A 25,929-nucleotide genomic window follows, 5' to 3' on the forward strand; every position below is an offset into this window, starting at 1 on the left:
CTTATAACCTAAAACACTTTTTATGCCTAATTACCAGCAACTGTTTGAGAACAACAAAAAATGGGTGGCCGAAAAAACTGCTACCGATGCCGATTTTTTAACCAAACTATCCCGCGATCAAACGCCGGATTACTTATACATCGGCTGCAGCGACAGCCGGGTGCCGGCCAACGATATCATGGGCCTGGAGCCGGGCGAGGTTTTTGTACACCGCAATATTGCCAACCTGGTATGTGCTACAGATCTAAATGTAATGTCGGTTATTAATTATGCCGTGGTTCATTTGGGCGTAAAACATATTATTGTTTGCGGGCATTATAATTGCGGAGGTGTTAAAGCGGCCATGCAGCCAAAGGATATGGGCATACTGAACCCCTGGTTAAGGAATATACGGGATGTTTACCGCTTACATATGAATGAGCTGAACGCCATTGAAGATGAAACACAACGTTATAACCGCCTGGTAGAACTTAATGTACAGGAACAATGCATTAATGTAAGTAAACTGGCCAGTGTGCAGCAATCATATATCAAAAATAAATACCCTACCGTTCATGGCTGGGTGTTTAATTTACAAACCGGGTTATTAAAAGACCTGAACCTGGATTTTGATAAAATACTGAAAGATATACAGGTGATCTACAATTTAACCGGCCAATAAAAGTTTAGCGTTTACATGACCGACGAATATTTTATGCAGCAGGCATTACTGGAGGCGCAGCTTGCTTTTGAAGAAGAAGAAATACCCATTGGCGCGGTAGTGGTGATGCAAAACCGGATCATTGCCAGGGGGCATAACATGACTGAACGGTTGAATGACCCCACCGCACATGCGGAGATGATCGCACTCACATCTGCTTTCAGTAAAATAGGGAGCAAGTACCTGCCCGATGCTACTTTATATGTTACCGTAGAGCCCTGCCTGATGTGTGCAGGCGCCGTTTATTGGAGCAAGGTCAGTAAAATAGTATGGGGGGCCGGTGATGAAAAAAACGGACACCAGCGTTTAACACAGCAGCGCTCTCCTTTTCATCCCAAAGCCGAGATCATAACCGGTGTATTGCAGGAGGAATGTGCCGCTTTAATGAAAGCGTTTTTTAAACAAAGAAGATAAAAAAAAGTCGTACCCGTTTGGTGTACGACTTTTTTATTCCGGTTATAAACTGTTTATTGATAATTAGGGTTCTGTTGTGCCTTTAAGCCCGGATTTGCATTTATTTCGGACTGTGCAATAGGCAAAATTGTTTTAAAGAAAGTACGGTCGATTGTTTTTGCACGATGCGTAATGGCCGCCCCGATGTACTCATCATTAAAGGTTATAGAACGGTTCAGGCGGATCATATCAAAGAAACGATGTCCTTCCCCGAATAACTCCTTACTTTTTTCATCAATGATCATATCGAGGGTAACGGTTGTTTCTGTGCTGGGTGTTAAAGCCGGTGCCCGTTTCCGAATTTCGTTCAGGTAATTGGATGCTTTCAGCTTATTGGTAGGTAATGCCGCTTCGGCAGCTATTAAATACATTTCGGATAAACGGATCACTTTGATGTTTACTGCGGTTGAAACACCTTTTCCATCGCCCGATAAATCGGTACCCCCACTATATTTATAGCAGGCTCCTAATCTGGGATTGGGCGTTGTTGATCTTTCATCCGGCCCCATTACACCCCAGCGTACATCCGTTGCATCTTGTTTAAGACGATCTAAATAGTAATCACTTGCTCCAAACCATCCTAAAATGGCAGCGCCTCCTCTTCCTTGCGCTCTTAAATAGGCACCAAGTGAAGCATTACCTAAATCTCCACCGGTAGTTGGGAGTACAGCGAGTTCAAAAATTGACTCGGAACCATATTGTGCTTTCCATGAATTAACCCAGTTGGCGTTTGAATATAAGGAATACAGGCTTGTTGCACCAATTACTTCTTCAGCAGCAGTTAATGCTCCCGCGTTATTACCCATATACAGGTTAACCCTGGCCAATATAGCTTTATTTCCATAGTAGTTTATATAACCGTTTAGCTTTGTTTTAGGTAATAATGGTGCGGCATCTGTGAGGTCTTTTATTATTTGTGTATAGTTTTCTTCTACTGTATTCCTTAACGGCTGTGAGAATACAGGTATTGGCGTAGTAATGTTTGAGACACCATAAGCCGACTTATTTTCGTTATACGGTTCGCCATATAATCTAACAAGGTCAAAATAAATCAGGGCCCTGAGTGTTAATGCCTGTCCTTTATACACATCAAAATTTTCAGTAGATCCATTACTGATGAGTTTATCAATATTTTGCAGTAGCGAATTTATTTGTAGCAAAATATCATACAGTGTGGACCATATATCCCCATAACTTCCGGATGTAGGAGCATGGTTAAACGTATACAAATTATCAAGCCCACGACCTTGCGAAAAAACGGTCAGGTCACCCCCTTTTGCATCGCCGTATAATACAAAGGTTCTCCCGTAATATGACGAGCTGATCATTTTACGTGAGATACCGTTTATGGCAATTTTTGCATCAGCAGCCGTTTTAATAAAATCATTTGCATCTCCCTGATTAGTGGGAGGTACATCTAAAAAGCTTTTACTACATGAGGTGATAAAAATTACCATGGCTATCAAAGCTGTGGCAAGTATATTTTTCTTATTCATAATTCCTATATTTTAGGTTATGCAATGTTTAGAAGTTAAGTTCAAGGCCAAAAGTGAATGTTTTACCAAATGGCGTTTCCCAGCCACGTGTGCCATACTGGTTTACTTCGGGGTCAGCAGTTTTGTACTTAGCCGCAGTAAACAGGTTGGTGCCATTAATAAATACCCGTGCATTGGTCAGTTTTACTTTTTGGATAATATCCAACGGCAACCTGTATGCAAGCGTAATATTTTTTAATCTTACAAAACTGGCATCATGCATTTGGCGTGTGCTGTACTGCATGGGGTCTATCAGGTCATTCCCGCTTAACTTAGGCAAAGTGCCGTTCTTGTTATTATCAGTCCACATATTATCCCAGGTTTCCTGTGCCCTGATGCGCTCCCAATAGTAACCATCATCTGCCACATCTTTAAACGCACCATCATAAATTTTTCCGCCGATTTTATATATAAAGTTTAAGGCCAGTGTAAAGTTTTTATACTCCAGGTCAGTGGTAAAACCGCCATATACTTTTGGTGATGCATCGCCAATAATAATCCTGTTAGCGCTGCCAAATGTATAAGTAGCACCTCTGCCGTTATATTCAAAATCACCGGCTTTGTCATTGGTGGGGTCGTTTACGTACCATACATTTCTGCCGGTTGTTGGATGTACTCCAGCCCATTCAAATCCATAAAGAGAATATATAGGAGATCCCTCCCTGTAAATAAACTGCGCCCTGGCATCACCACCTGTGGGATCGTTCCAAATAATATCATTTCCTGTTGTGGCGCCTTCACTTCTGTATAATTTAACCACTTTGGTTTTTAAGAAGGTAGCATTTACGGAAGCGCCCCAACGCAGGTCTTTGTTTTTAATGATATCACCGCCCAGGTCTATCTCGATACCCCTGTTATTCAGTTCCCCTATATTAGCGAGTACTGAAGAATAACCGGTAGTGGTAGCCGTGGGTACATCCAGCAACAGGTCTTTTGATGCCCTGTTAAAATATTCCACCGAGCCGGTAAGTCTTTGCTTAAACAACCCGAACTCCAAAGCTATATCTGTATTGTAATTTGTTTCCCATTTTAAATCCCGGTTACCAACCGTATTGATTCCGCTGCCGGGTTGATTAGAATAGGTAAATGTGTACCCTACTAAAGATCTCCATCCAAAAAGTGAACTGGGCTGCGTACCATTGATACCATATGAAGCTCTTAATCGCAAACTACTGATAGCCTCAATATTGCTCATAAATTTTTCTTTATCAATATTCCAGGAAGCGCCAACAGACCAAAAGTTGCCCCATCTTGTTTCAGGAGCCAACCTTGAAGAACCGTCCCTTCTATAAGAAAAGGAGGCATAATATTTTTGGTTATAGTTATATTCTAAACGGGATAAATAGGATACAAGATTATTACCCCAGCTGTAAGCATTTGCCGAGGTTTGACCAGCTGTAGCAACAGTAATTAAGCCACTTGAAGGAAGTTTAATACCCGATGACAACATATAGTCTGTTTTATTTTGTTCTGCTTCGTAGCCTACTAAAACATCAATGTTGTGATTACCAAAACTCTCATTGTAATTAAGCGTTGTAGAAGATACTGTCTTTGTAAATGCGGTTAAATACTCTCTGATACTACCGGTATCAGATTGCGCATTAAAATGCTTGGCGCTATAATACAGCATTTCTCTTACCCTGTTATCGTTATATGACAATACCGATTTTAGTCGTAAGGACGGTAAAAGATGTATCGTTAGTCCACCTACAGCGCCAATATTAAGGGTGTTAGACCTGGTGTCCCACTCATTTTTATAATACTCGTTATTATAAGCCAGGCTTCCATAGCGGGCTGTAAACGGCAGACCTGTTTTATAATCTGTGGGCCAGTATAAAGGCCACAATAAATTACGGGATTGAAAAAAAACATTTCCGCCGGTATTGCGGCTGTCATTAAAGCCCGACTGCCTGTTCTTTGATATGTTCAGATTGGTCATCAATTCCACTGCCTTCCCAACTTTCTGGTTAAGGTTTACTCTGCCCGATATCCTGTCAAATTCATTTTCTTTTATCCTGCTTTGGTCTTTTGTATAAGAAAGAGAAGAGTAATAGGTTGTACCTGCGTTGCCACCACTTATTGAGAGATCATTGGTGTTATAATAACCGGTTCCAAATAAAGCATCTTCCCAGTTAAAATATCTTCCATCCCTGTTTTCAATACCATCGGTTCGTCCTGTAATTTTTACGTTCTCATACCGGCCCGGACCAGCAGTACTAAAATCATATCCATGCCTGTTAAATCTTGTACTCAAACGGCTTAACGCATTTGTGTTTGCTGCCGCATCAGTACTTCCGGCACTTGTATTTAAATCATGAAATACCTGGTATAACATATTCACCTGTTCCTGTACGCCGGCCGGCTCATAGTTATCCGTTGCCCAGCTTGGGGTAAAGCTTACCGTACTCCTTAAACCGATCACCGGTTTACCGGACCGGCCTCTTTTGGTGGTGATGAGTACGATACCGTTGGCCGCTCTTGATCCGTATAAGGAAGAGGCTGCTGCATCCTTCAGCACCGTGATGGTCTCAATATCAGCCGGGTTCAGGGTATTCATTATATTATTGGTAGTGAGGATCTGGCTGCCCAGCTGGCCTGCATTGCCTGATGCCACCGGCACGCCATCAATTACATAAAGCGGGTCATTACCTGCATTCATTGAACCAATACCCCTGATACGCAGGGTTGAAACAGCACCTGCCTGGCCGCTGCTTTGCGTTACCTGTAAGCCGGCAACCCTGCCGGTAAGCGCATTTTCAAATGAGGTAGTAGGCATGTCCTTTAGCGCATCCTGTTTGATGACACTGGCCGATCCGGTAAAAGAGCGTTTGGTAGACGTACCATAAGCTACTACAATTACATCGTCCAGCTCGCCCGCATTGGGCGCCAATACCACATCATATTCCGTAGCAGTGCCTACCGTAATGTCCTGTGTGGTATATCCTGCCGAGCTGATGGTCAGCACCACGTTCCGTCCTGTAACTGCAATGCTGAATTTACCGTTCTCATCGGCAATCACCGTGTTGGTAGTGCCTTTCTGATTAACGGTAGCGTTGGCTACAGGTTCCCCGGATGCGAGCTTCACCGTACCGGTAATTTGTTTTGCCTGGCCATACATAATGGAGGGTAAAAAGAGTAGTAACAGTAATACTACCTTGCAATAAGGTTTTAACTTCATAGCAGTTGTTTTTAGGAGTAGGAACTAAATATACAATAAGTTTCGTACAAAAACCGCAATTGTTGGCAATTATTTGCAAGTTTACTGGCCCGAAAATTGCGTAAAACGCAAAATATTGCAGTATTAATTAAGTTTTTTATTGTGTTTTCTAACCATTGTCAATCAACAAAGTCTTAATAAATTTGTTACCTATTAATATTAGTCAGCTTAATTTTAAACACATTAGTTATGGCATTTACATTACCCGCGTTACCATATGCTACCGATGCATTGGAACCACACATTGACAAAGCAACCATGGAGATTCACCATGGCAAGCACCACCAGGCATACGTTGACAATTTAAATAAAGCCATTGCAGGCACTGAAAACGAATCAAAGTCTTTAGAAGAACTTGTTAAGAACGCCGGCGCTATCTCCCCTGCGGTTCGTAACAATGGCGGCGGTCATTGGAACCACAGTTTTTTCTGGGAAATTTTAACGCCAAACAGCGCTGCCCCAAGTGGTAAACTGGCCGACGCTATCAACAGTACTTTCGGCTCCCTGGATGCCTTACATGAAAAGCTAAGCGCTGCCGGCGCTACCCGTTTTGGTAGTGGCTGGGCCTGGTTAATTGTAAAAGATGGCAAACTGGAAGTAACTTCTACTGCCAACCAGGATAATCCATTAATGGATGTAGCGGAAGTAAAAGGAACCCCGATCTTAGGTATTGATGTATGGGAACATGCTTATTACCTGAAATACCAGAACAAACGTCCCGATTATTTAAAAGCGATCTGGAGCGTGATCAACTGGGCAAAAGTGGCCGAACATTACGAAAAAGCTATTTAATATGCCGAACCCCTTCTTTATGAAGGGGTTTTGTTTTTTTGCAATCTCCGCATACATACCGGCGGTTTTATATGCAACGATATACCTTCACGGGTTGTCAGGTTGGCAAATAATAAAACATGTCAAAAGTTTATGTGGCGTTAGCCCTGTGTAGCAGCATTTTTTTTATTAGCTGTTTTAAAGGTTCCAAAGGATTTGATCAGCCTACCCAAATTGTAACCAGCGATACCCTTACCAGTGGTAGCTACTGGGGTATTGCCGTAGGGGATGATCATACCACTGTGTATAACAAAGCACAGGCTTTAAGTGAAGAGAAAAATATCAAAACCATCAGCGTGGTCAATAATATTTTTACCGACCTGGCGGCTATAAAGGATAAACTCCCCCTGTACCACAGTGTTTTTTTAGATGCTTCCACTGCAAGCGCCAATGGCGTACAGATATTCTTTGAGAACGATAAGGTAAAAAGTATTTATAACAATGCCGGCCAGATATTGAACAGCTGGCCCTGGGATGCCGTTCCCAACCAGTCCGTTCAGCAAAATGATGCAGTGAGCGGCCTGTATAATAAACTGGTGAATATTAAAGCCCTGCCGGCCTATAGTATTTATTTTCAACGCCTGTCATTGTTCTATAAAAACACCAAAACCGCTTACGACCCGGATATGGGCCTTTCCGGTAAATGGATATTGAACAGCCCTGTGAATGAAAAGGTGTTTTTAAGAGTAAATATTAAATTTAATGCCGGTGCTGTAATAGATTCTATTATGGTTGACAGGGTAGAGACCCTGTAATTAATATCTTATTTACAGATAGCATGTGAAGAAGGCATATGGTATAGGGTTGTAAGGTTTAAGGTATAGAGCCACAGCCCTATACCTTAAACCTTATTTCTTACACCCTGCGGGCATCAGGCCGCTGTTATTTTTGAAAATTAAATTTAACCCCGCCCATAGCCCATCGGCCCGGCATAATAGCCCCCAGCAGGTCGCTGTAAGAACGGTCAAATACATTATCAGCCTGTACAAAAAAGCTCAGCCTGTTTTTCAGTAAGGCATAGGACAGTCTTGCATTCATGATAAAGTAATCCGAAGTAAGTTTAGCATTAATGCCACCTACCGTTGCGTCGGGTCTGCGGTGTTTGTACAAACCGGTCAGCGCCAGGCTAAAGTTGCATACATTGTATTGTACACTAAAGTTGGTCAGCACACGCGCATGCGAGGATACGTATAAGGATGCTGTATTATTACTGCTCTTGCTGCTTAACCAGATAAAGCCTGCGTTTACAGCTAACTGTTGTTTACTGCTGATCGGCTGTGTGTATTGTATATCAGTTTCCAGGCCGCTGGTGTTCACTTTCGCAATGTTTTTAGCCAGAGCATAAGTACCTGTTGGCGACAGGTTTTCTTTACGTGGCATATCGGCATAGGCCGTGTTCACATAGTCAATTAAACGGCTGTGCTGACGCTGGAAAACCGTAGCCGATATTTTAAGCCTGTTATGATAAAACCAGTCGGCGCCGGCTTCATAACTCCAGGAGTGCTCGGCCTGCAGATCGGGGTTACCAATACGTCCGCCGGTTACCAGGGGTTTGTTGTAGTTGTTAAACCTTTCGGTAAAGTCCGCATCACGGATCGTTTTACCACCACTTACCCTGAACTGCCATTGGTCCGCTTTATACGATGCCGTTAACTGTGGTACCAATTCAGGATCGTTATGTTGCACCATCTCAAGCCGCAGGGAAGGTTGTAAAAAAACATGCTGTCCTATTTTTTGTACCAGTGATACAAATGGTGCAGCTAAAAACAGGGAGTGGTCACCCCTGTCGTTAGACTTGATCATTTTTTGCTGGTAATTAAAGCCGGTTGTTAAAATAGTTTTAGGACTAAAGTTATACTGGTGCGAAATTAAAGCCTGTGCCAGTTTTGATTCGTTGTTATTGGCTATAGCTAAACTGTTAAAACGGTAATCATCATCCAGTGTTTTATAACTGGCATCAATGGTTAAACGGTGATTACCCTTTTGGTAAGCAACACGCAGTTGCTGCCACCAGGTAGCCACTTTCTCCCGGGCTGTATCTGATAAAAACGTAGTATAAAAATTCTGTGCGCCAAAATTCCTGCGGTCATATGACAGGCGATAAGCTACGCTCCAGTTATTGTTAAACTGGTATTTGGCCGATGCTGATACACTACTGTTATGTATAAATCCTTTGGTGCCTCTTTGTTGTGCACCTTCCGCATTATTGATCAATACCCCGCCGCTTACACTGAATTTATTTTTGGTATGGGCAATGCCTGCCGTAATATTATTAAAGCCATATTCACCAATCGCCAGCTGGCCGTTAGCGCTGGTTTTTGTAATGCCCTGTTGTTGTGCGACAAATGTTTTGGTAATTACATGTACCACACCGCCTACAGCATCTGCTCCATAGATAGCCGATGAAGGACCTTTTAACACCTCAATGCGTTCAATTTCGGCGGGGGCTAAAGGTATATAACTGCTGAAATGCCCTGTGTTCGGGTCATTCAGCCGCATACCATCCAATAATACCAATACCTGCTGAAAGGTGCCGCCACGCAGGGTAATATCACTTTGCGAGCCCATGGGGCCGCGGGCCTGTATCTCTACTCCGGGCACAAAACGCAATAGATCATCAATGGAATGTACCGGCAGGTTCTGGAATTGTGAACCTTTAATAATAACAATATTACGCCCCGTTTCAGAAGCTCTTTTTTCTATTAATGCAGAAGTAATCGTTACACCGTCCATCTCTACTTCCTGTGAAAATGCAGTAGCTGATGCTGATGCGCTGAGTAATAACAATAATAATTTTTTCATATCCTGTGTTAATGATGGGATGCGAAAGTATTGTGCAGGTCAATAGCTTGCTTACGCAATCGGAAATAAAATGATGAACGGTACTAGCAAATGTTTGTGTTTACAGCTCTGTGGCAGGATCCCAAAAGTGTTTTTCAAAATCTACTATCTTATCATCTTTTACTTTAATACCTTCTTTAGCCAGTAACTTTTCCATGGCATCAGGTGTTTCAAAATGCATCTTTCCCGATAACATACCGTTACGGTTCACTACCCGGTGTGCAGGCACTTTAGGTTTTACTTTACCCGCACCGTTCATGGCCCAGCCAACCATACGGGCCGATGATTTGGCACCCAGGCTGGCGGCAATAGCGCCATAGGAGGTAACCCGGCCTTTAGGTATCTGCCGGGCAACAGCATATACCCATGTAAAAAAATTCTCATCCGTTTTTCCGGATGGCTTAATTTGTTTAATGGCGGGTTGGTTGTTTTTTTTAGCAGCCATGGTATTATTTTTCTTCGGTGTCAGGATTATTATCGGCCTTGTCTTTTCTTTTTTGTAAGAGTGCTGTGCGTTGCGGCTCCGGTACCTGCTCGTAATCATAAGGACAATGCAAACACCCGTTACCGCAACAGTAGCCACGCTGTAAATGAAAGGTTCGGGTCAGTACCATTAGTCCCGCTTCATTAAAGTAAAAATGTATCCCTTCAGTCAGTTTGCTCATGTTGCAGCAATTGTTGTAAGGCTTTGTCCTTCTCTGGTCCTTCTATTACATCAGGCAGGCTGAACCTTATATAATGTATACGGTTGCTTTGTGCAATATCCAGGCCTTCATAATGTGTTTTGATCTGCAGGGCGGCGCTTCTTTCCGGTAAAGCATACAGGTTATCTATATCCTCATGAATAGTACAGCCATACATGTCAATTACCAGTTTGGTAAAATGATACAGGTCAGGACTATCTGTCTTTAAATTGATAAACCCGTCTTTGGCCAGTATTTGCTGGTACAAGCGTAAAAAGCGGGGATGGGTCAATCTTTTTTTGGCCTTGGATAAACGTAATTGCGGATCGGGGAAAGTGATCCAGATGTTTTGCACTTCGCCTGGCGCAAAGTATTGGGTAATATGATCGATCTGGGTACGTAAAAAGCCCACATTGGTCAAACCATTATTCAATGCTTTTTTAGCACCTACCCAGATACGGTTACCCTTCAGGTCAACGCCTAAAAAATTTTGATCGGGGTATAACTGCCCCAAACCCACCGCATACTCGCCTTTACCACAGGCCAGTTCCAGCGTAATGGGGTTATTATTTTTAAAGAAATTATGCCAGTTGCCGGGCATACCCTCTGGGTATTGCAACACATTACTAAAGGTGGTGAGCTCCGCAAAACGTACTAATTTTTTCTGTGCCATTGCCTGCAAAGGTAGGTTAATGAGGCAATTTGGTAATTTGCAAATGAAGTTACCGGTAAAGGGCTTACCGGATTTTAGTTGAAGCCTTTCTATAAAACAACAAAAAGGCCAACGTGAATCACGTTGGCCTTTTATCCTTGTTCAGGGCTGTTAATTATTTAAACTCAGCGTTCACCGTTACTTTAGGTGTTTTTGATACTTTCTCGCCATCAGCCATTACACCGTAATCAGCCAGGGTCAGGTTAAATTCTGAAGTAGCTTTGATGGTTTTGCCGGCAACCACAATGGTTACAGGGGTAGTGATGGTTTGTTTTTTATCTTTTACAGTTAATTCACCTTCTGCTTCAGCGGTGTAAGTACCATCTTTGGCAAAGTTTACCGCTTTGGCATTTTTCAGTTTGCCTTTATAGGTAAAAGATTTAAAAGCGGCAGAATTCAACCATCTTTCGCTGTTAAAATGTTCCTGGATCTTTGGGTTTTCAAAAGCAAAGTTGGCCACGGCAACTTCAAAAGCAATAGCGCCGCTTTTGGGATCAATGCTGGCAATGCCGGTTTTGTTTTCTGCTTTAGGGAATTTGTCTTTTGGAGTAGTAGCATCAAAAGCTACAACTGCAGCCGTAGTGGTTTTCTTTTGAGCAAAAACGCTACCGGTAAGTGCTACTAAAGCCAGGAATAAAATTGTCTTTTTCATGTTAATTGTTCTTTTATTTGTTTTGTTTGTTTAGGGTGTTCCTTTCAAAATTGATGATGGTGGTTTCCAGTATCTCGCTGTACATGCTACCGGTAAAAGCGCCTTTTATGGAAATGCTGTCGCCTTCCTGTAACGTTTTAACCTGCGATAAAGTTTTATTATAAAACGGAAAAACGATATAAGAGCCCGTTGTTGTATCAGCCATTTGCAGGTTAATGGTCGAATCATTGGCATTTTCAATGGACGTGATCCGGCCGTTTACTTCCAGTATTTTATCCCTGTACTTCCGGCTGCTGGCCGTATCATTGGCGGTCACTTCCTTTATCAGGTCCAGTGCGTTAACAGTATAATCCGGTTTCAGGCTCTCGGTTCCCTCAAAGGTTTTGTTCATTTCCTGGTTGGTGACGAAGGCAAAGGCCGCCCAGGTTGCAAAGGGGCCGATCAGCAGGGCCATTATCAATAAAAAAATATTATGCCTTAATGAAAGAACAATTAACAGGATAGCACAAAAAACAGACAGGTAAAAGAAAGGTAAAAGCGCGGCTGTCAGTGATTTTACATAACCCATGGTCACCAAAAAGTCAGTAAACAGCACAAATACGGTAGCTAAGCTAAGGGTCAATATACCTGTAATGGTAGTGATCCAGGTATTCTTTTTCTTAAACAACTCCAGTACTATCGTTACCAGGGCCAATACGGGTATCAGCCAAAAAATATTATTTACCAGGGATAATTCCGGTACCGGGTTGTCAATATTAAATAGTGATTTTGCGGTGGTAAAAAAATGTCCCGTCGCAAAATGATAGGCGCTGATCTTTTCAGTTTCCCACAAAACCCAGTGCATACTACTGCCAATAAATAACAAAGCGCTCAGGCTGGCCAGGGCTTTTGTACTAAAAGTGCTTTTGGCTTTAGTCGTATTGCCGGGTGAATTACTCATGTTCTTTAAAATTTACTCCACAAAAATAGTGGGATTTTTATTTGTCCGCTGTTGATATAGGTTAAGTAATAAAAAAGCCGCTCTATAGAAATAAAGCGGCATACTTACTAACCCATCGTTTACTAAAAAACTAAAAATTTATGATGCTTCCTGCATTTCTTTCACTTTCTCGCGGATCTTTCCTTCCAGCTCAGCAGATAATTCGGGATTGTCGATCAGCAGTTGTTTCACCGCATCACGGCCCTGGCCCAGTTTATCGCTGTTATAGCTGAACCAGCTACCGCTTTTCTGGATCACGCCCAGCTCTACGCCCATATCAATAATTTCACCCGTTTTGGAAATACCCTGGCCAAAAATGATATCAAACTCGGTAGAGCGGAAAGGGGGGGCTACTTTATTTTTCACCACTTTCACTTTTACGCGGTTACCAATGGCTTCGTCACCGTCCTTGATCTGTGTACTGCGGCGGATATCCAGCCTTACCGATGCATAAAACTTTAAGGCATTACCACCCGTAGTGGTTTCGGGGTTGCCGAACATCACACCGATCTTCTCCCTTAACTGGTTAATGAAGATGCAGATGGTATTGGTCTTGGCAATGGTAGCCGTTAATTTTCTTAAGGCCTGGCTCATTAAACGGGCCTGTAAACCCATCTTGCTGTCACCCATTTCACCTTCCAGCTCGCCTTTGGGCACCAGGGCGGCTACTGAGTCAATCACCACCACGTCCAGGGCGCCGGAAAGGATCAGGCGGTCGGCAATCTCCAGAGCCTGCTCGCCATAATCGGGCTGGGATATTAATAAATTATCTACATCTACCCCTAGTTTTTGCGCATAGGCGCTATCAAAAGCATGTTCCGCATCTATAATGGCGCACATGCCGCCTTTTTTCTGTGCTTCGGCAATTACGTGGGTGGCCACGGTTGTTTTACCCGAAGATTCCGGCCCGTAGATCTCGATCACCCTGCCGCGTGGCAGACCACCGATGCCCAGGGCAATATCCAGCCCAATGGAGCCGGTAGATACCACCGATTGCGCTACTACAGGCTTTTCGTTCATCATCATCACACTTCCCTTACCAAAATCCTTGTCAATCTTGTCCATTGTCAGCTTCAGGGCCTTCAGTTTTTCGCTGTTGCTTTCCATAATTTCAGTGTTTTTTTCTGTTTTTGCCATAGCCAAAATTAGTATTTATGCGTATCCTGTCTTAAAAGTTTTTTGAACAACCAAAACTAAATCATTTAGCAATATCAAACTAATATTTTTAGATAATTATTTTTGGGAAAGGCGGAAAGCGGAAGGCTAAAAGCTGAAAGCAGGTAGTTTCTAACATTTCCAAATTATCTCATTATCAAATTATCTAATTTATTAGGGGCTGTCAGCTGCAGTAATCCGGCCCGGCTCCCGTTCCCGCTGTTCCGGGCTCCGCTATCGCTCCGGTGCTGCGCACTGCCCCTGCACATCGGGCAGCCTGTGGGCCATATAACACGGGCAGAAAGTTAAAAGCTGAAAGCATAAAGCCGGGAAAGTAACGCCACTTCTAATCGCCTTATTTATAACCATGTTTTTCATTACCGGCATCATCGTAATTTTAATAATGTCCTTATAAAATAAATAGCCATGAAATATTTCCTTGTCTTGTTTTTACTATTCATCTGTATCCAAACTTTTTCCCAGACAAAAGCCGATAGCCTGGCCATTCAGCAGGCAGCGCTGGATTATATTGAATCGCAGCATACGCCTAATCCCAACCAGATGGAAAAGGCCTTACATCCCCGCATGGTAAAACGTACTTTCTGGACCGATAAAGCCACTAATAAAGATTATGTACGGGAGACGAATACCGAATCCATGGTCATCCTGGCGGAGAGCTATAACAAAAAAGGCGATAAGTTTCCTGCTAATCCCAAAAAGGAAGTAAAGTTGTTGGATGTATCCGATAAAACAGCTTCGGTTAAACTCATTGCCGATGAATGGATCGACTATATGCACCTGGTAAAACTAAACGGCCAGTGGAAGATCGTTAATGTACTTTGGCAGTATCATGATAGTTCGTTGCATAAGTAAATACAGCTTTTGCAATCATCATTTTATCGCCAGGCGACAGCATAGTTATTACGAAACTACAAGTTTCGAATAGCTAAGGGGCTGTCTAATACCGGGTTTTATTGTTACCTTTTATTTGCAGTTCATTGTTGTAAACAATGAACTGCAACATGCTCCAAGGAACTGATTAGTTTTCCCGCCAAAAATCAGACTTAGAATTCAGCTTTATTGATATCTCTTTTTCAATATCATAATCAATCTCCAAACTCTTGTCAGATTTACTAAAAAAATACCCTCCCCTTTGATAAATATTCAAGATCGTTTGGAACAGGGTCGTTAATGAATCATAAATAGTCATTGGTTTGCTGCTTAAAAGTATGGCCGGGGAGTAAAGAAAAAGCTGTCCATAGGTTTTCTTACTTTCATCAAGATGAATCAAGATATAATCTCCTCCTCCGCTAGTAAATAATGGAAAAAACTCCTTTTTAAAGGATTTCTGAACCTTTACTTCTAAGACATACATACTAGTGGCAAGCTCCAATGGCATCATGATACCGCTACTAAACAACTCTATTTCTCCTGTCTTTTTCTTAAATAAATCACTTACTCCATTTTTCCATTCGTACAATTGTTTTATATCATCGCGTATTGGGAACTTCAAATTACTAAATGTATCAGCAACTTCGGAAGCTGATATTCCTCCTTGAAAGTGAGTAAGTAAGGGACAATCTGATTCACTTAAAAAAATCTCCAATTCTTTCAATACCGTTTTCATTTTATCCATCATTATTAAGTTTATTTTTTAAAATCGAAGTTAAGGAATAGGCACCAAGTTCCTAGGAGGAAACAACCTACTTCCTTCAGAAATTATTATATAAATTGTGAGTGCTGTACCTGACAAACCAACAGCCTCCCCAATTCTATCTCTCCAACTTGGGCTTTTTGTAGGAGTTGCAATTGGAACCGGTGAAGGTACAGGACTCGGAGAAGTTTCTGGTTCCGGATCTGGAAGGTTGGGAATAAGAACCATTTGGAACATGTCTCCAGACTGCATGTTATTTGCAACAACCAAAGCCCCAATCAGTCCACCATGTCTTCTATTCTCACTCGTTGGGACATAATTAACATCAGCACCATTCCCCCCTTCTTTCGTCGAAGCATATGGATATTCATCCCTGTCGTATCCAGGTTTGATTGGAGTGTTTTTTAAAGCCTCCCTACGTCGTTTCCGTGCGTTACTCCTGTTGGAATCATAGGTAATAGTCATAGGTTTCCCTTTCGCCAATGACTTCTTCAAATTATTATAAATGGTAGGAAAGGCTTTCTCGGATATTGGAACCAATACAGTCTTAGGTCCATTATTGATAGGTTCATCTTCATTTGCTTCATCCGTTGTACTTGTTTTTCGTTTTGCAGACATCGCCTTTAAATCGTTGAAGACATTCACAGCATCCTCACCCGTATAGCTTATCCGGTCCTCCGTTTCAAGCACTTGCATGCCGTCAGGGTCTATGAACCTAATAGCATTATTATAGGCATAGTTGTAAACACTCCACCTCCTACTTATTTCACATAATAGGTCAATAGTATGCCATCTTCCTATCTGTGGGTCATAATTCCTAGCGCCAAAGTCATACTGTTCAAGTCCACTACCGTCACTGAACTCATTTGATTGTAGCTCTTTACCACCAAACTTTATTTTATTAGAGGTTGAATTGGCTGCCTTCGAACTTATCCCCGCCATCGTCAACCCGAACGGATAATAATGCGTTTCTTCCAATATCGGTCCCCTCGTATGTGTCACCTGCAGGTTGTCAAAGAACACATCGATATTTGTAGCCTCATTGCTCGTATAAATATACAAATATCCGTTCTTCGGGATCGTTAAACCTGTTTTGGTGTGGATTGTGGTGGTACCACTGGCCCCTACCTGTTCCGAACCACTGGCTGTACTCACTATCTTAAACTGCTCATCAAACACGATCCAGTTTAAATAAGCCTTGGGTTTGGTGCCGCTTGTAGGCTGGCCGCTTAAAAAACTGGTCAGGCCGCTGTTCAGCCCACTGCTGCTATTGGCTAGTTGGGTGCTCGTAGCCTTACCACCACTTACACCCGCCAGGCCTGTCGTTAAAGCATTAAACAGGTCTGTCAGTACATTGGGGGTACTGTTGGTAGCCGAAGAAGCGCTGTTCCAGCCACTGGCGGCTCTTATATTATAGCTGTCACCCGCCATTACCTTCAGCAGGATGCTTGGACCTATCTTCTGGATGCCTGCTGTGTTTTTTAGCTGGGCTACCTTGGTGTTAGTACTATACACCGGGTCCGAGAACCAGGATGGTTTATTGTACTGGGTGCTTGTTAGGTTGTCATAATATTTTTCTTCCTCGGTGATCGTCGCTGGTTCTAAAGTAGCTGCTATATAAGTGTCGGTCTTCAGTTCATCTGTCAGTACCATTCTTACATTACCTAAATGGTCCTTCAGCATATAGTCATACTGGAACGTATTGTCCGTTTCTCTTACCCGGATCCTTCCTTCTTCCATACCAATGAACTGCAGCTTGTCTGGCTGGTTCTTGGCACTTAAGGAAGCATGGCTATAGGTTTTACTTTCGTATACTGCGCCGCCGATATAGGTCGTCGTCGTGGTAATATTCGTCGTAAAGCCATCTACAGTCGCACCTGTCTCTGTTGTGGTTTTTTGTAGTTTATTGCCCGCTGCATCATAGGTATAGGTAATCGTACCCTTACCCGTTACCGTGATCGTTTGGGGAAGGTTTAAGTGGTTGTAAGCGATGCTGCTGATGGCTTTGTTATTGTCCGTGGTCAGGTTGCCGTTATTGTCATAAGCATAGTCGGTAATGGCCTCAAAGGCGGATGAAGCACTGCCTGCTGTCAAAGCCGATTTAGCTGCTGCCTGGCTATGCGTAGCCGCTGTGCGGAAGTCACCCAGTTTTGTGTCCGCTTCATTGTTCAGGTCCGTGACGCTTTTAAGTTTGTTAGTGCCGGCTATATAAGTATAACGCAGGTCGTCTATCTGTTCGCTGGTGTTGAGTTTTAAGCCCCATTGCTGCATTCTTTTGATATTGCCGTTGTAATCATAGGCATCGTTTACGTTAGCTTGGCTGCCATCGCCCATCTTTATATTGTAGTTCACCAGGGTATTGTCCCAGGTACTGCCGCCGGGGTTCTGTTGTTTGAAGTCCCCTTTCAGTAAACGGTTCGCTGCATCATAGTCAAAGTCATACATCCTTCTTACCCCATCACCCATGCTTTTCCAGGTCATGCCGGTAATATTACCATTGTACTGGCTCCTGGCATAGTTCTCCCCGGCTTCGTTGCCCTGTTTGTCATAACCCAGTTCAAAACCAAAACGCCTCTCTGTTGTGGGTATGGCTTTCAGGTAATCACGGTTCACACCCAGTAACCAGCCACGGATATTGTAGTCATAGGCCAAAGTCTCTAAACCGTCACCGCCATCGTAGTCCGGAGACAGGATCTTAGTCTTTAATTTTCCTAGAGCATCATATTCCAGCTTGGCGATCGTTTTGTAAGCGCTCATCGCATTACTGTTCACCAGGGTGTTTTGTAATTTCTTGTCCGTTGCTACTAATCTGCCCAGGTCATCGTAGCTCATTTTGGTAACCGATACCGTTGTTTGTGCCGGGCTGTTCGCCTTTTCCTGTTTATGGATCGTGAGCAGGGGAAGGCCTGCCCAGCTGTACTGGGTGGTGATCACATCTATGCCACCTGTGATATTCTGGGTCTGTGTCTGAATCACTCTTCCTTTATCATCATAGAGCATCACCGTGCCCAGGTATTGGCTCGCGGTACCCAGTACCTTGGTCCGGCTCCAGGTAACCATGCCCTTGGTCGCATTACTTTGCTGGGGTGTTTGGGTATAAGGATAACTGCTACTGGCAGCCAGTAAGTGGCTGTTCCAGGTAGTGAGGAAGGTGGAGGATAGTCCTGATGGAATACCGGTGTAAGTATCATAACCCGTTTCGCTCAGTAGTTCATAACCACTAGTGGTAGCAGGGTAAGTGCCGGGGGTAGCTGCGGCTGCGGCAGTTATATGGCTGGTGAAGGCGGTGCTGCTGTTTAATATGCCCGTTTCTATCGGACGGTTCAGCGCGTCGTATTTGGTGACCAGCCATCTTACCGTTCCCGTGCGCATATTGGCATCCTGGGTCATGATCAGCCGGTCTCTTTGATCATACACCATATACACTTCACCGGCGCCGGGTACCTTCTTCATGATCAGCCTGCTGCGGTGGTCGTATTCATATCGGAAGGCCTGTTCATCCAGTAAGGTGGTCGTCAGTGCCCAGCTTGCGTCACTGAGCATTTTTACACCCTCCGGTTGGATAACCGCTCTTAACCGGTTCAGGTCATCATAGATATAGTAGGTGCTTAGCCAACCATCGTGGTTTTTACCGGTTGTTCCATCGTCCTTGAGCGCTGTAAGTTGTACCTTCTTTAAAATAACCAGCCCGCTTTTGTCCTTAAATTCAATCACCTGTTTACCGTGTTCGTCCTCGGTAGCGGTTTTGTATAGTTCCCCGGCTGGGTAGGTTGTGGTGGTGGCATAAGTGCCAAAAGTGCCCGTGCTACCATCGGTTACCGTCCAGATCCTTACCGCGTCCGTAGCCGTGTTGATCCAGTAGTTGGTTTTTACCGACTTTTTTGTCGTACTCTCCGAACCTACCCAGCTTACACCAGGTGCATAAGCTTCCAATGGCCTGTTTAAGGGTGAGGCCTCGAAGTTGGTTTTACTGTAAGCCCAGTTAGCTGTGCTACCGGGGGTTTCTCCTGCCTGGCCGCTCAGGTAAGTATTGTAGAAACTCTGTTGCTGCGCAAAAGGGTTCAGTTTAAACAACCCGTTGTTATTACCAGTGCCACTGGCCGGGCTGGGTAAGTATTTATGCACCTCCCTGCCAAACTCATCGTACTCCGTCATGTCGATCATATCCACAGGGTTGCCGCCGGTTATCAAAGACCCTTGCTTTACTACCGTTTGAATAGGCCTTCCCAGGCCATCCAGGTACTGCGTAGTCATCTTCGCTGTTGTTACCGGTGTAGCTGTCGTAAGATCCGCTACATTAGTCGTTGGTTTTACCACATCCCAGGTACGGACATAGTTGAGGCTTACTCCTGTAGCATATGCAGCAGGAGGTTGAGCGGGGGACTGTGAAAGCCCAATTGCACTGATAATTAGACTAAGGAATAATATTCCAGATACTTTTTTTGAGCGCATACATTTAGTTTAAATAGCAATCTTGGTTAATCGTTATTCCAACCCTACTGCTGTTTTAGTATTGCTTTATTAATAATTGACATTGGAGCATTTTTTCGGAATATTCCAAATAAGCGTCCAACTTCATCGATGATAAATAACTGGCCGACCTCCGTTATATCCGTATTAAAATGCCCATTTTCCAGAACAGTAGTCAACCATCTTGTTACAGGATGTTGATTCGCTTCTGAACTTTTACCCCCTCTTAGTTTTTTGCTGATAGTGAATGATAGCTTTAGATCTCTGCGTAATAAGTTCAATATACTGCTATCCGGCATTCCTTCCCCGAAATCGGTTAATGGCATCGCAATTATTTCCAATTTCGTTTTATTCTGTAAATAGATACTATCTAATCTTTGTAACAAACCTACATCCGGGCTCACTGGACTAAAGCCTGCGAACAATATCTTCTTTCCACGTAATAAAGACAGAGAGGTTGTATCTCCGTCCATTTTTTCAATAGAATAGCTGAAAATATTCTGTGAAAAGCAAACAGTGGAGCTCAATGTTAAAAAGAGTATAAGTATTTTTTTAACCATATTATTCATATATGTATATATTATTATAGTTAGAACCTGAGATGGTAATATTATCAAAGGTTGCCACTATCTCCCCGGATTGATAATAATTATCATTTACCACATAATTATAAGCCATTGTATAATTGATAGGATTTATTCTTAAAAAATAGTTGCCCGCAGGTACATAAACAGTGCTATTATTACTGTTAACTGTAAAATAAAACATTACATTATAATCAGCATTGAATAGTTCAAGCCCAAAATCTTCATTGAGTGAACCTCCGCAATAAACCGGAATAAGTTCAAGGCAGGGCCCTTGATTAGCAACAGTCTGGCCATTTGCACTAATCGAATTCAATTCGGCAATTGCCATTTGGTTAGCATCATGCTGACTAATAAAAGAGACAAACTTATTCGCAGGCACACCATAACTCGCAGTACCCATTCCAAAGTATCCGGAAGAACAGTTATTTTGAGTAAATGTTATACTTTGTTCATGACTAAAAAACTGACAGCCTGCGTTAATATTTGCGTAAGCTTGTCCGTTTGCTGCTATATCATTGGTTGCCTGTTGATCAGCATCTGCCTGGCTAATAGCTGATTTATACTTACCTTCTGCTACACCATAAACAATACTTTGTGGCTGTCCTGAAGAGCAATTATTCTTAGTAAAAGACTGTGATTGCGCATGATTCAGATAATACTCTCCATCAAAATTGACTTTTTGTAATGCCAGTTTATAGGCATACTGTTTAAGTATTTTACCATATTGATCTTTAATAAGACTCAACCTATTGGAAGGGTCATACTGGTAGTAAATAATTTTACCGGACACATCAGTTTCTGCACTCATCCTGGATTTTGCATCATATATAAATGATTTCATTTGAGCGTCCGCAGGATAAAGCTTTATCTCATCAATATAGCCACTGCCAGAAATAGCAACAGCGTTTTGGCCGGTAATTTTTTGTTCAAAATATGTCCAGCCTTGCAATATGGGTCCCTCCTTTACTGATCCGCTGATTGTACCTGTTACAGGATATGCGGAAGCATTTTTTGTCCAGTAGCTTAACAAGTAGATTTTGTTCTGGTCTAAACCCGAGCACGTTATATTGCCACCAGCTTGACCCATATCATAACACTTAGAACCGGTCGGAGAACTTAGGTCTATAGTTAGCCCTCCAGTAAAAACCCAACGCCCTTTGGCATTTATGGACTCAAAAGACGTATAGGCTATTTCATTATAGGAAGCATTCTCACAAACAGCCAAAATAATATTATTGATTGTATCATTAATAACCGCAGTATTTTTTTTGTTTTCAAAATATTCATTTATATGCGGTCCCTTCCAAAAAGTTCCATCCCCATAATCTTCTGCGGCCCCTCCGTATCTTACCGCCTTATTCAAACTATATCGACTATCTATCTTAATAGTATCTCCTCCGGAAAAAGGTCCGCTAAAAATTGATTTCTGAAACTGGTTCATGGGAACAGGGCTCGTCGCTTCTAATAAATATGTTTTTTGTATATTTCCGATTGGGTCGAATGTATTATACGCACCCATCAATATTGAAGTATCTCCCGTATTACTTCGTTTCATAATTACTTTTTCTACAGGAACATCAAGTATGTTATGGTATCGCATATAAGAAACGGATTTTGCATTCCCTTTTGTATCCGCGTTCCATGGCACATCATTAAATGACAAAGGTGTTTTAGTATAAGTAATAGACTGTTCACCGTTTGAATTCATAGTACTGGTAAACTCATTCTGGAAGTGAGCATTATATTTATACCTAGTGATAGATGACATTACTTGTCCATTTTCGTAGGTAAACTCTTTTAAGCTATCTAGTATGTCATTACGAAAAACGACAGGCTCGAAATAATGAATGAACGTTTCGGGAAAGTTCAGCATATTGGATGGATGAGCAATTCCTTTTGATTCCAGCTTAAATGTATTAAGTTTCGTTACCACATTACCATTATAATAATATTGCTTTTCTTTTTTTAATGTATTCATTTTATCGTAGTATCTCTCACTGGTCAAATTGCCATAACTGTATTCATAGCGTTGAACAGGTAGATAGAAAGGTGATAAATTGTATGGGTGTCCTGTGTAATACCCACTTCCTCCTAAAGGAACCTGTTCTACATATGGTCCGGAGTGAGGAGAAGTGACGTCAAACTGCTTTTCTATCCTTCCAAACTCTCCGGAACTGGTCCTTTGAGTAACAAATGAGTATAGAACGAGGGGGCCAGGTGTTGATAATACTCCGTTAGAAAACAATGTGAGTACGCTCGCTGTTGAATTAAAATAGGTGTTATAATTCACGTCTTCACTTTGACAATCTTTAAATTTATTCTGAACATAATTTATTACACCCTGGTAAAAACCACTTTCATTATAATCATATTCTATTGCAGCAAGTGTATCGTTATAGTTTCCTGTATTAATAATTTTTTTGACCCTCAGACCTGCTCCGCTAACAAGACCACTGATATAAAACTTATGTAACTCATATTCAAATCTCGTATTTCCACCAGTGGGATAGGTAATTTGATCTAATGTATAGGTTTTTGCATAAGATAATGAGGCTTTTCTGACTGTATGCCCTAAAAGTTGATGCTGACTTGGATTAAAAGTACCGCCATATATACCTTCCTCATATAGCGCCTGTACACTCGGTGTAAAATTTGCAAACTGCGATAGCGGCATATCATAAGCACCATTATAATATCCCCAATGATCTTGAGCCATTGATACTTTATTGGGGAAAAAATTATCGATATAGCCAAATTTATAAGTTTGTGCCAGGTTGGAATCAATTGCATAAATATTTATGGACTCTAGTTTTAACCTTAATGTAAGATGGTTTTTTGCATTATTATCCGGTCCTGGTGTACCCATTTTAAAATACGAAAGAGCTGTATCAATATAATAATGGCCCGAATTGCCATTAAAATAACTATAATTAAATTTTACCTGCTGTATAACTTCATCGGATTCTTTATTTTTTATTATAATTTGCTCGAGCTTCCTATTACCATCGCCAGAAATATCCTTCCGGTTTCCATGCAAAAACTGAACTCTGGTTGAATTAGTGTTTATTTCAGTAAGATATTGCGGAAATTGTGTTACATAAGTATTTGATGGGGAATATTGCCTATTGGTATAATCTGTCTGATTTACTGGAACAGCCGGGTTATTGCAGCTGGAAATAACACTCAACTCAGACTCAGAGATTGTTGGTGCACTAAAGGACTCACCATAATTTGTATAGGTATAAGTAATCAAATCCCCGGAAAGGCTTGTCACTTTTGTTAATAAAAATGCAGTTGTTATAGTAGAATTTGACAATATACCCGGTACATAGTATGATATTTCCTGTTTTTCAAAATAATAGGTAATGCCGTTTGTATCAGTAATTTTAAAATACTGACCCACGGTTCCAATGGACTGACTTGTAATACCAATATCTTCAACAATATACTTATTCTGATCTCCTACAATTTTAATACTATCAGTGAGCAAATCATGATAAAAGGTGAAGGATTGGCCTAAAAATTCAGCATGATAGAGATCTGGTTCCCCAATACCATACTGTTCAATTTTTATCTTGTCCTCCCGGAAAGAAGACCTTGATATATCATATAATGAATCAATATCTATATTAACACCTGCATAACAGGGTATTGGGCCATTATTATGAGCATAATCATAAACAGCCTGAGCAGTCCAATTACATGGATCAGTTTCATTAATAATAAAATTATTAGATACATTCCCATGCATCTGGGTCAGGAATTTGATCGTTTCTTTCATTCCGGTACCAAGAAACTGGTTTACAAGTCTGTCATAACCTCCCTTTATTTCAAGTGTAATACGTCCTCCGGCCCTTAGATCCCAACCCAAACCTACCCAGGTCGCTTCCTGATTTACTTTGATTCCGGATGCATGATAAGATAATGCTAAAGGGGAGCTAAGCGCCGAACCTTTAGCATTGAATAATGGTATACTTATATCCGGAATACCTGTTTTTTCACTTACCGGAATAGTTCCGTACCTTTCGATAGATGCTGACTCAGGGGATTTAGGAACATTATGATTAATGAAAGTCAGCTTAGCATTATTATTGTAATCCTGTGCCGATAGGTTAAATAAAATAGATACTATACTACACATTAGCAAAACGAACTTCCTGGTCCATATTTTTTTGGCTCGCATATTATCCTTATTAAGATTTTAAAAATTATACCCCACCCTGAACAATACGGGTTGTGTTCTCGGTACCTGCTGGTAACTCAGAAAATCCCATAATAACTTCACGGAGGTCTTTTTGAATATTTTTGATTTCAGATTGATTTGTTTGCTAAGGCCGATCAGGCCGCTCTGTTGCCAAGCGTTCAGGTCTTTTAAGGCGGCGATGTTGTTGAATTCATTACGGTAGTTCTGTTCATAACCACCCGTTAACCAAAAGCCGCCCTTGATCTTCCAGTCAACAAAACTTCTAAGGCCAATACCCTGGTGGGTGATCCTGATGTTTTGGATGTTCTGACCCCAGCCTATTTTGTAGCTCGCTCCTATACCGATCACACTTTTGTCATTGATCTTGTAACCGGCTGATAAACCGATATCACTGGTTGTTGGGAAATAACCATTGCTTCGCTGGCTCTGGAAGTCTGTATTGTATTCTATCCGGTCCTTGAAGGTTTTGGTCTTCTGACTGTTGGGTTTAAAGCCTTCCGGCATGTCAATATCTGTTCCGCCGGTATTACCTACCTGGTTGCCGATCCGGTTTCGCAGGTTGGTTATCTGTGACTGGGCATCCTGCATATTACTGCGGAACTGGTCCATCGCTCCGGGGGCCGATAGTTGTTGTTGTAACAGGTTGTTCACCTGCGCTCTGGTCTGTAGTCCGGCCAGGGAGGCATTGAGTGCAGCCGGATCCGTGGGGTTGTTGCCCGGTAGCCTGAACAAGGACGCCAGCTGGCTGTTCTTCTGCATAAAGTCCTTGAACAGTTTGGTCTGGCTCAGGAGTTCTATTGCTTTCCTTTCTATCTTTTTATGATCCTTCAGTATTTCTTTATACTCATTTACCTGGGCCTGGTAATAGTATACCTGTTTGTTCAGCTGTTTGAGTTCTTTCAGTAACCCTAAGTTCTGTAACTGGCTGCCAAGGGTCTGTTTTTTTTCCTTGAGGAATTTCTTTACCAGCTCGGCTTTGTTAAATTGTTGCTGCAGGCCCTGTACTTTATCCAAAGCACCCGTCAGTTGCCCTGCATTGTCCTTTAGTTTGAGTAGTTCGGGATTGTCTTGCAGGAATTTTAAGCTGCTGGTCAGTGTATCCAGGGATGGGATATAGGTATTACCTTTTTTTGATAGTTTCTGAATACCCTGTTCCAGTTTTTTATACTGCGCCTGGTTTTGTTCTAAAAACTGTTTGGCTTTCAGGCTATCCGTCTTTTGTAGTTTTTTGTAAATACGGTTTTCCTGTTGTTGCA

Annotated in this window: 19 protein-coding genes; 5 read left to right on the forward strand and 14 right to left on the reverse strand. The window is 42.1% G+C overall.

From position 1 onward, the window contains the following. Positions 1 to 22 precede the first annotated feature (22 nt). Both ACFS6H_RS09595 and ACFS6H_RS09600 read left to right on the forward strand, forming a co-directional pair. Positions 23 to 661, forward strand: a complete 639-nt coding sequence (locus tag ACFS6H_RS09595) for a carbonic anhydrase (protein WP_386097704.1) — start codon at positions 23 to 25, stop codon at positions 659 to 661. Positions 662 to 676: 15 nt separating this feature from the next. Beyond that, the gene (locus ACFS6H_RS09600) at positions 677 to 1,114 is read left to right on the forward strand and encodes a nucleoside deaminase (RefSeq protein ID WP_386097706.1); all 438 of its coding nucleotides are present in this window, start codon (positions 677 to 679) and stop codon (positions 1,112 to 1,114) included. Between the two features lie 53 nt (positions 1,115 to 1,167). Here the strand turns inward: ACFS6H_RS09600 and ACFS6H_RS09605 are convergent, their stop codons facing one another. Together ACFS6H_RS09605 and ACFS6H_RS09610 are read right to left on the reverse strand one after the other, a co-directional pair. Further along, the gene (locus ACFS6H_RS09605) at positions 1,168 to 2,649 is read right to left on the reverse strand and encodes a RagB/SusD family nutrient uptake outer membrane protein (protein ID WP_386097708.1); all 1,482 of its coding nucleotides are present in this window, start codon (positions 2,647 to 2,649) and stop codon (positions 1,168 to 1,170) included. 28 nt (positions 2,650 to 2,677) lie between these two features. Then, positions 2,678 to 5,866, reverse strand: coding sequence for a SusC/RagA family TonB-linked outer membrane protein (locus ACFS6H_RS09610; protein WP_386097710.1), 3,189 nt, complete (start codon positions 5,864 to 5,866; stop codon positions 2,678 to 2,680). A gap of 228 nt (positions 5,867 to 6,094) precedes the next feature. Between ACFS6H_RS09610 and ACFS6H_RS09615 the strand changes: the two genes are divergently transcribed. Then, entirely contained in the window at positions 6,095 to 6,697 is a 603-nt protein-coding gene (locus ACFS6H_RS09615; protein ID WP_386097712.1) for a superoxide dismutase, read from the forward strand. Positions 6,698 to 6,816: 119 nt separating this feature from the next. Beyond that, the gene (locus tag ACFS6H_RS09620; RefSeq protein ID WP_386097714.1) at positions 6,817 to 7,491 is read left to right on the forward strand and encodes a hypothetical protein; all 675 of its coding nucleotides are present in this window, start codon (positions 6,817 to 6,819) and stop codon (positions 7,489 to 7,491) included. A 127-nt stretch (positions 7,492 to 7,618) separates the two neighbouring features. Here ACFS6H_RS09620 and ACFS6H_RS09625 read toward each other — a convergent pair whose 3' ends face one another. From ACFS6H_RS09625 to recA, 7 genes are all read right to left on the reverse strand, one after another. Then, on the reverse strand, positions 7,619 to 9,538 hold the full coding sequence (locus ACFS6H_RS09625) for a TonB-dependent receptor plug domain-containing protein (protein WP_386097716.1): 1,920 nt from the start codon (positions 9,536 to 9,538) through the stop codon (positions 7,619 to 7,621). Between the two features lie 100 nt (positions 9,539 to 9,638). Further along, positions 9,639 to 10,022, reverse strand: coding sequence for an MGMT family protein (locus tag ACFS6H_RS09630; RefSeq protein ID WP_386097718.1), 384 nt, complete (start codon positions 10,020 to 10,022; stop codon positions 9,639 to 9,641). A 4-nt stretch (positions 10,023 to 10,026) separates the two neighbouring features. Next, positions 10,027 to 10,242: a DUF5522 domain-containing protein gene (locus tag ACFS6H_RS09635; protein ID WP_386097720.1), complete on the reverse strand. Its 216-nt coding sequence runs from the start codon at positions 10,240 to 10,242 to the stop codon at positions 10,027 to 10,029. Next, complete coding sequence (gene trmB, locus ACFS6H_RS09640) at positions 10,226 to 10,933, reverse strand: tRNA (guanosine(46)-N7)-methyltransferase TrmB (RefSeq protein WP_386097722.1); 708 nt, start codon at positions 10,931 to 10,933, stop codon at positions 10,226 to 10,228. Before trmB ends, ACFS6H_RS09635 begins: the two co-directional genes overlap by 17 nt. 154 nt (positions 10,934 to 11,087) lie before the next feature. Continuing rightward, on the reverse strand, positions 11,088 to 11,624 hold the full coding sequence (locus ACFS6H_RS09645; RefSeq protein WP_386097724.1) for a YceI family protein: 537 nt from the start codon (positions 11,622 to 11,624) through the stop codon (positions 11,088 to 11,090). Positions 11,625 to 11,637: 13 nt separating this feature from the next. Continuing rightward, positions 11,638 to 12,564: an OB-fold protein gene (locus ACFS6H_RS09650; protein WP_386097726.1), complete on the reverse strand. Its 927-nt coding sequence runs from the start codon at positions 12,562 to 12,564 to the stop codon at positions 11,638 to 11,640. Between the two features lie 138 nt (positions 12,565 to 12,702). Beyond that, positions 12,703 to 13,740, reverse strand: coding sequence for a recombinase RecA (gene recA, locus ACFS6H_RS09655; protein ID WP_386097728.1), 1,038 nt, complete (start codon positions 13,738 to 13,740; stop codon positions 12,703 to 12,705). A gap of 444 nt (positions 13,741 to 14,184) precedes the next feature. Here recA and ACFS6H_RS09660 point away from each other — a divergent pair, with 444 nt between their 5' ends. Further along, entirely contained in the window at positions 14,185 to 14,631 is a 447-nt protein-coding gene (locus tag ACFS6H_RS09660) for a nuclear transport factor 2 family protein (RefSeq protein ID WP_386097730.1), read from the forward strand. A gap of 166 nt (positions 14,632 to 14,797) precedes the next feature. On the opposite strand, the gene ACFS6H_RS09665 is transcribed toward ACFS6H_RS09660, so the two are convergent. From ACFS6H_RS09665 to ACFS6H_RS09685, 5 genes are all read right to left on the reverse strand, one after another. Continuing rightward, positions 14,798 to 15,397: an SMI1/KNR4 family protein gene (locus ACFS6H_RS09665; protein ID WP_386097732.1), complete on the reverse strand. Its 600-nt coding sequence runs from the start codon at positions 15,395 to 15,397 to the stop codon at positions 14,798 to 14,800. Between the two features lie 27 nt (positions 15,398 to 15,424). Beyond that, on the reverse strand, positions 15,425 to 19,864 hold the full coding sequence (locus ACFS6H_RS09670) for a DUF6443 domain-containing protein (protein WP_386097734.1): 4,440 nt from the start codon (positions 19,862 to 19,864) through the stop codon (positions 15,425 to 15,427). A gap of 44 nt (positions 19,865 to 19,908) precedes the next feature. Next, entirely contained in the window at positions 19,909 to 20,451 is a 543-nt protein-coding gene (locus ACFS6H_RS09675) for a hypothetical protein (RefSeq protein WP_386097736.1), read from the reverse strand. After that, complete coding sequence (locus tag ACFS6H_RS09680; RefSeq protein ID WP_386097738.1) at positions 20,444 to 24,652, reverse strand: DUF5977 domain-containing protein; 4,209 nt, start codon at positions 24,650 to 24,652, stop codon at positions 20,444 to 20,446. The genes ACFS6H_RS09675 and ACFS6H_RS09680 overlap by 8 nt, the downstream gene beginning before the upstream one ends. Positions 24,653 to 24,670: 18 nt before the next feature. Beyond that, positions 24,671 to 25,929, reverse strand: a 1,259-nt coding sequence (locus ACFS6H_RS09685; protein ID WP_386097740.1) for a hypothetical protein, incomplete at its 5' end; no start/stop codon positions are given.

Source organism: Terrimonas rubra, from assembly GCF_042686025.1.
In the GTDB taxonomy this organism is placed as follows: Bacteria; Bacteroidota; Bacteroidia; order Chitinophagales; family Chitinophagaceae; genus Terrimonas; species Terrimonas rubra.

Excerpts from the sequence above, each read along its gene's own strand:
- ACFS6H_RS09635 (WP_386097720.1), bottom strand. The coding sequence starts at position 10,242 with ATGAGCAAACTGACTGAAGGGATACATTTTTACTTTAATGAAGCGGGA.
- ACFS6H_RS09645 (WP_386097724.1), bottom strand. The coding sequence starts at position 11,624 with ATGAAAAAGACAATTTTATTCCTGGCTTTAGTAGCACTTACCGGTAGC.
- ACFS6H_RS09660 (WP_386097730.1), top strand. The coding sequence starts at position 14,185 with ATGAAATATTTCCTTGTCTTGTTTTTACTATTCATCTGTATCCAAACT.
- ACFS6H_RS09680 (WP_386097738.1), bottom strand. The coding sequence starts at position 24,652 with ATGCGAGCCAAAAAAATATGGACCAGGAAGTTCGTTTTGCTAATGTGT.
- ACFS6H_RS09670 (WP_386097734.1), bottom strand. The coding sequence starts at position 19,864 with ATGCGCTCAAAAAAAGTATCTGGAATATTATTCCTTAGTCTAATTATC.
- ACFS6H_RS09615 (WP_386097712.1), top strand. The coding sequence starts at position 6,095 with ATGGCATTTACATTACCCGCGTTACCATATGCTACCGATGCATTGGAA.
- ACFS6H_RS09630 (WP_386097718.1), bottom strand. The coding sequence starts at position 10,022 with ATGGCTGCTAAAAAAAACAACCAACCCGCCATTAAACAAATTAAGCCA.
- ACFS6H_RS09595 (WP_386097704.1), top strand. The coding sequence starts at position 23 with ATGCCTAATTACCAGCAACTGTTTGAGAACAACAAAAAATGGGTGGCC.
- ACFS6H_RS09610 (WP_386097710.1), bottom strand. The coding sequence starts at position 5,866 with ATGAAGTTAAAACCTTATTGCAAGGTAGTATTACTGTTACTACTCTTT.
- ACFS6H_RS09620 (WP_386097714.1), top strand. The coding sequence starts at position 6,817 with ATGTCAAAAGTTTATGTGGCGTTAGCCCTGTGTAGCAGCATTTTTTTT.
- recA (WP_386097728.1), bottom strand. The coding sequence starts at position 13,740 with ATGGCAAAAACAGAAAAAAACACTGAAATTATGGAAAGCAACAGCGAA.
- ACFS6H_RS09650 (WP_386097726.1), bottom strand. The coding sequence starts at position 12,564 with ATGAGTAATTCACCCGGCAATACGACTAAAGCCAAAAGCACTTTTAGT.
- ACFS6H_RS09665 (WP_386097732.1), bottom strand. The coding sequence starts at position 15,397 with ATGATGGATAAAATGAAAACGGTATTGAAAGAATTGGAGATTTTTTTA.
- trmB (WP_386097722.1), bottom strand. The coding sequence starts at position 10,933 with ATGGCACAGAAAAAATTAGTACGTTTTGCGGAGCTCACCACCTTTAGT.
- ACFS6H_RS09600 (WP_386097706.1), top strand. The coding sequence starts at position 677 with ATGACCGACGAATATTTTATGCAGCAGGCATTACTGGAGGCGCAGCTT.
- ACFS6H_RS09605 (WP_386097708.1), bottom strand. The coding sequence starts at position 2,649 with ATGAATAAGAAAAATATACTTGCCACAGCTTTGATAGCCATGGTAATT.
- ACFS6H_RS09625 (WP_386097716.1), bottom strand. The coding sequence starts at position 9,538 with ATGAAAAAATTATTATTGTTATTACTCAGCGCATCAGCATCAGCTACT.
- ACFS6H_RS09675 (WP_386097736.1), bottom strand. The coding sequence starts at position 20,451 with ATGAATAATATGGTTAAAAAAATACTTATACTCTTTTTAACATTGAGC.